The organism is Streptomyces sp. NPDC028419 (genome assembly GCF_055565515.1).
In genome coordinates this window covers 61,114-67,117 of the sequence record NZ_JBVHUE010000042.1, presented here as the reverse complement: position 1 = coordinate 67,117, position 6,004 = coordinate 61,114, and the positions used below count along the sequence as shown (strand labels likewise).

Sequence of the window (6,004 nt, the reverse complement as noted above, 5' to 3'; positions counted from 1 at the left end):
GGCCGCCTAGAGGCGCGGACGGATGCCCGGCGCTCTCCGCGGGCCGGCCTGCACCTGTCGCGTAACTCGCCTCCCCCCCCCCCCCCCCCCCCACCCCCACCCACCCCCCCCCCCCCCCCCCCCCCCCCCCCCCCCCCCCCCCCCCCCGGTCCGGATCCCATGCGGGAACGCTAGACCGGCGCCGCGGTGAGGGCAACTGGTCAGTCGTTACGGGGCTGTTGCGGCTCGACGTCGCGCAGCAGGCAGGTGAGGCGGGCCGTGCAGATCCGGCGGTCCTGGTCGTCGGTGATGACGATCTCGAAGGTGGTGGTGGAACGCCCCTTGTGCACCGGGGTCGCGGTGCCGGTGACCAGGCCGGACCGGGCGCCGCGGTGGTGGGTGCAGTTGAGGTCCACGCCGACCGCGACCTTGTTGATGCCGCCGTGCATCATCGCGCCGACGGACCCGAGGGTCTCGGCGAGCACCGCGGAGGCGCCGCCGTGCAGCAGCCCGTACGGCTGGGTGTTGCCCTCGACGGGCATGGTGCCCACGACCTTGTCGGCCGAGGCCTCCAGGACGCGGATGTCCATGCGCTCGCCGAGGTGCCCGGCGGAGAACAGCGAGGGCAGGTCGATGCCCAGTGCCGTGTACTCGTCCAGGACCTCCTGCGGGAACTTCACGGCGTGCTGCTCGCCCATGGGCCTGCTCCGTTCGTCAACGTTCGTTAACCGACTTGTCCGAAGGGCCGTTCTATCAGGTCCCCCGGACCGGTCCGTCAGGCCGGTTCGAAGCGCACGACGACGGACTTGCTGGCCGGGGTGTTGCTGGTGTCCGCGGTCGAGTCGAGGGGGACCAGCACGTTGGTCTCCGGGTAGTACGCGGCGGCGCAGCCGCGCGCCGTCGGGTAGTGCACCACGCGGAAGCCGGGCGCGCGCCGCTCCACCCCGTCGCGCCACTCGCTCACGATGTCGGTGTACGCGCCGTCGGCGAGCCCGAGTTCGGCGGCGTCCTCGGGATTGACCATGACCACGCGACGGCCGCCGGTGATGCCGCGGTAGCGGTCGTCGAGGCCGTAGATCGTGGTGTTGTACTGGTCGTGGCTGCGCAGGGTCTGGAGCAGCAGCCGGCCCGCGGGGACCCGGGGGTACTCCACGGGGGCCGCGGTGAAGTTCGCCTTGCCCGTCTTGGTGGGGAAGCGCCGCTCGTCGCGGGGGGCGTGCGGTAGCTGGAAGCCGCCGGGGGCCGCGACGCGGGCGTTGAAGTCCGCGAAGCCGGGGACCACGCGCGCGATGCGGTCGCGGATGGTGGCGTAGTCCTTCTCGAACTCCTCCCACGGGGTGCGGGAGGCGGCGCCGAGGACCGCGCGGGCGAGCCGGGCGACGATGGCGGGCTCGGAGAGCAGGTCGGGGCCGGCCGGGGCGAGGTTGCCGCGCGAGGCGTGGACCATGCCCATCGAGTCCTCGACGGTCACGAACTGCTTGCCGCCCGCCTGCACGTCCTTGTCCGTACGTCCCAGGGTGGGCAGGATCAGGGCCCGCCGCCCGGTGACCGCGTGCGAGCGGTTGAGCTTGGTCGACACGTGGACGGTGAGGGCGGCGCGGCGGATCGCGGCCTCGGTGACCTCGGTGTCGGGCGTGGCGCCGACGAAGTTGCCGCCCATGGCGAAGAGGACCTTGGCCTTGCCGTCGCGCAGCGCCTGGATGGAGCGGACCACGTCGTAGCCGTGCGAGCGCGGCGAGGTGATGCCGAATTCCGCGTCGAGGGCGTCGAGGAAGGCGGGCGCGGGGCGCTCGAAGATGCCCATGGTGCGGTCGCCCTGCACGTTCGAGTGGCCGCGCACGGGGCAGACCCCGGCGCCGGGGCGGCCGATGTTGCCGCGCAGCAGGAGGAGGTTGACGACCTCGCGGATGGTGGCGACGGAGTGCTTGTGCTGGGTGAGGCCCATGGCCCAGCAGACGATGGTCCGCTCCGAGGCCAGGATCATGGCCAGGGCGCGCTCGATCTCGGGGCGGGTCAGGCCGGTCGCGGTGAGGGTCTCGGCCCAGTCGGTGTCCTTGGCGGCGGCCGCGAAGTCCTCGTACCCGTGGGTGTGCTCCCGGATGAAGGCCTCGTCGGTGGCGCCCTCCGTCTCCAGGACCAGCTTGTTGAGCAGCCGGAAGAGGGCCTGGTCGCCGCCGATGCGGATCTGCAGGAAGAGGTCGTTGAGGGCGGTGCCCTTGAGCATGCCGAGCGGGGTCTGCGGGTTCTTGAACCGCTCCATCCCCGCCTCGGGCAGCGGGTTCACCGAGATGATCTTCGCCCCGGCGGACTTGGCCTTCTCCAACGCGGACAGCATGCGCGGGTGGTTCGTGCCCGGGTTCTGTCCGGCGACGATGATCAGGTCGGCCCGGTGCAGGTCTTCGAGCGAGACGCTGCCCTTGCCGATGCCGATCGTCTCCGTCAACGCGGAGCCCGAGGACTCGTGGCACATGTTGGAACAGTCCGGCAGGTTGTTCGTGCCGAACTCGCGCGCGAAGAGCTGGAAGAGGAACGCCGCCTCGTTGCTGGTGCGGCCCGAGGTGTAGAAGAGCGCCTCGTCGGGGGAGTCGAGCGCGGTCAGCTCCTCGGCGATGATCTCGAAGGCCCGCTCCCAGCTGACCGGCTCGTAGCGGTCGCCGCCCTCGGGGAGCAGCATCGGCCGGGTGATCCGGCCCTGCTGGCCGAGCCAGTAGCCGCTGCGCTGCGCCAGGTCCGCCAGCGGGTGGGCGGCGAAGAACTCCGGGGTGACCCGGCGCAGGGTGGCCTCCTCGGCCACGGCCTTGGCGCCGTTCTCGCAGAACTCGGCGGTATGCCGCTTGTCGCCCTCGGGCCAGGCGCAGCCGGGGCAGTCGAAGCCGCCTTTCTGGTTGACCTTGAGCAGGGTCCGCGCGGTGCGCGCGACGCCCATCTGCTGCTGGGCGATCCGCAGGGTGTGCCCGATGGCGGGCAGGCCGGCCGCGGCGTGCTTCGGGGGCGCGACCTGCGGCGCGTCCTGGACGGGGTCACCTGAGGGCGGCTTGGTCGCCATGTCGGCTCCACTTCGAGCGCGTGTACGGGTGCAGCACGTGTTGCCGCACATTCGATCCTTTCACGGTCGTCGGGGCACCGGGAGGGCGGTCCGGGGTGCCCGTGGCCGGATGCGCGTGCGCCGGGGGCGGCCGGAGGGACGCGTGCGCCGCGTGAGGTGGCGGACGCGCCCCGATCGAGGGCGTGCCCGGCCACGGGTCCGCTGCCCGGGTGACGGGCGGCGCCGGAATTGTCAGTGGAGCCGCCTAGGATCGGGGCGTGGCAGATTCAGCATCGAAGAAGACCGACCAGCCGCCCGCAGCGGACCGCCCCCGCCTGATGCTCATGGACGGGCACTCCCTGGCCTATCGGGCGTTCTTCGCGCTGCCCGCGGAGAACTTCACGACCGCCGGCGGCCAGCCGACCAACGCCGTCTACGGCTTCGCGTCGATGCTGGCGAACACGCTGCGCGACGAGGCGCCCACGCACTTCGCCGTGGCCTTCGACGTCTCGCGCAAGACCTGGCGCTCGACGGAGTTCCCCGAGTACAAGGCGAACCGCTCCAAGACCCCCGACGAGTTCAAGGGGCAGGTCGAGCTGATCGGCGAGCTGCTCGACACGATGAGCGTGCCGCGCTTCGCGGTCGACGGCTTCGAGGCCGACGACGTGATCGCCACCCTCGCGACCCAGGCCGAGGCCCTCGGCTTCGACGTGCTGATCGTCACCGGCGACCGGGACTCCTTCCAGCTGGTCTCCGAGCGCACCACCGTCCTCTACCCCACCAAGGGCGTCTCGGAGCTGACCCGCTTCACGCCCGAGAAGGTGGAGGAGAAGTACGGCCTCACCCCGCAGCAGTACCCCGACTTCGCGGCGCTGCGCGGCGACCCGTCCGACAACCTGCCCGGCATCCCGGGCGTCGGCGAGAAGACCGCCGCCAAGTGGATCAACCAGTTCGGTTCCTTCGCCGAGCTGGTCGAGCGCGCCGACGAGGTCAAGGGCAAGGCCGGGCAGAACTTCCGCGACCACCTGGACGCGGTCAAGCTGAACCGGGTCCTCACCGAGATGGTGCGCGACGTAGAGCTCCCCAAGACCCCCGCCGACCTGGCGCGCGCGCCGTACGACCGCACCGCCATGATCGGCGTGCTGGACGTGCTGGAGATCCGCAACGCCTCGCTGCGCGAGCGGCTGCTCGCGGTCGACCCGGGCGCGGCCGAGGAAGAGGCCCCCGCCCCGGCGGCCGGCGTCGAGCTCGACGGCTCGGTGCTGCGCGCGGGCGAGCTGGCCCCCTGGCTGGAGGGCCGCGCGGGAGCCGCGCTGGGCGTCGCGACCGTCGACAGCTGGACGCTGGGCGCGGGCCGGATCACCGAGGTGGCGCTGGCCGCCGCCGACGGCGCCGCGGCCTGGTTCGAGCCGTCCGCGCTGGACGAGGCCGACGAGCGCGCCTTCGTCGCCTGGGCCGCGGACGCGGCACGGCCCAAGGTGGTGCACAACGCCAAGGCCCTCATGCGGGTCTTCCCCGAGCACGGCTGGAGCCTGGCGGGCGTCACCATGGACACCGCCCTCGCCGCCTACCTGGTCAAGCCGGGCCGCCGGTCCTTCGCGCTGGACGTGCTGTCCAACGAGTACCTCCACCGCGAGCTGGCCCCCGCCGCCGCCGACGGCCAGCTCGCCTTCGGCGCCGACGACACCGCCGAGGCCGAAGCCCTGATGGCGCAGGCCCGCGCGGTCCTCGACCTGGGAGACGCCTTCACCGGCCGGCTCGCCGAGGTCGGCGCCACCGAGCTGCTCCACGACATGGAGCTGCCCACCTCCGAGCTGCTCGCCCGGATGGAGCGGTACGGCATCGCCGCCGACCGCGATCACCTCGAAGCGATGGAACAGCAGTTCGCCGGCGCGGTGCAGCAGGCCGTCAAGGAAGCGCACGCCGCGGTGGGCCACGAGTTCAACCTCGGCTCGCCCAAGCAGCTCCAGGAAGTCTTCTTCGGCGAGCTGGACCTGCCCAAGACGAAGAAGACCAAGACCGGCTACACCACCGACGCGGACGCGCTGGCCTGGCTGGCCACCCAGACCGAGCACGAACTGCCCGTGATCATGCTGCGCCACCGCGAGCAGGCCAAGCTGCGGGTCACCGTCGAGGGCCTGGTCAAGTGCATCGCCGCGGACGGCCGGGTGCACACCAGCTTCAGCCAGACCGTCGCGGCGACCGGCCGACTGTCCTCCACCGACCCGAACCTGCAGAACGTGCCGGTGCGCACCGACGAGGGCCGGGCCATCCGGCGCGGCTTCGTCGTCGGCGAGGGCTTCGAATCGCTGATGACGGCCGACTACAGCCAGATCGAGCTGCGCGTCATGGCGCACCTCTCCGAGGACGAGGGCCTGATCGAGGCCTTCGCGACCGGCGAGGACCTGCACACCACCGTGGCTTCCCAGGTCTTCGGCGTGGAGCGGTCCGCCGTCGACGCCGAGATGCGCCGCAAGATCAAGGCGATGTCCTACGGCCTGGCCTACGGGCTCTCCGCCTTCGGCCTCGCCCAACAGCTGAACATCGAGCCCGCCGAGGCGCGCGGCCTGATGGAGACCTTCTTCGAGCGCTTCGGCGGGGTGCGGGACTACCTCCAGCGCGTGGTCGAGGAGGCCCGCGCCACCGGGTACACGGAGACGGTCCTGGGCCGCCGCCGCTACCTCCCCGACCTCAACAGCGACAACCGCCAGCGCCGCGAGGCCGCCGAGCGGATGGCCCTGAACGCCCCCATCCAGGGCACCGCCGCCGACATCGTCAAGGTCGCGATGCTGCGCGTGGACCGGGCGCTCACCGAGGCCGGCCTCACCTCCCGGATGCTGCTCCAGGTGCACGACGAAATCGTGCTGGAGATCGCCCCCGGCGAGCGCGCGGCCGTCGAGGAGCTGGTGCGCCGCGAGATGGCCGCCGCCGTCGACCTGCGGGCCCCGCTGGACGTGTCCGTGGGCGTGGGCGGGGACTGGGAGTCCGCCGCGCACTGAC

The 6,004-nt window shown here is 72.3% G+C and carries 3 protein-coding genes; 1 reads left to right on the top strand and 2 read right to left on the bottom strand.

Annotated elements, in window-relative coordinates; all coding sequences use genetic code 11:
* Positions 1-200: 200 nt before the first annotated feature.
* A complete protein-coding gene (locus ACZ4UB_RS34665; RefSeq protein WP_468076507.1) occupies positions 201-677 on the bottom strand; it encodes a PaaI family thioesterase in 477 nt (158 codons plus the stop codon).
* A 77-nt stretch (positions 678-754) separates the two neighbouring features.
* Complete coding sequence (locus ACZ4UB_RS34660) at positions 755-3,025, bottom strand: FdhF/YdeP family oxidoreductase (RefSeq protein WP_468076505.1); 2,271 nt, start codon at positions 3,023-3,025, stop codon at positions 755-757.
* A 257-nt stretch (positions 3,026-3,282) separates the two neighbouring features.
* Between ACZ4UB_RS34660 and polA the strand changes: the two genes are divergently transcribed.
* Positions 3,283-6,003 carry a DNA polymerase I gene (gene polA / locus ACZ4UB_RS34655; protein ID WP_468076504.1) on the top strand — a complete coding sequence of 907 codons (2,721 nt, stop codon included), beginning with the start codon at positions 3,283-3,285 and terminating at the stop codon, positions 6,001-6,003.
* Position 6,004 lies beyond the last annotated feature (1 nt).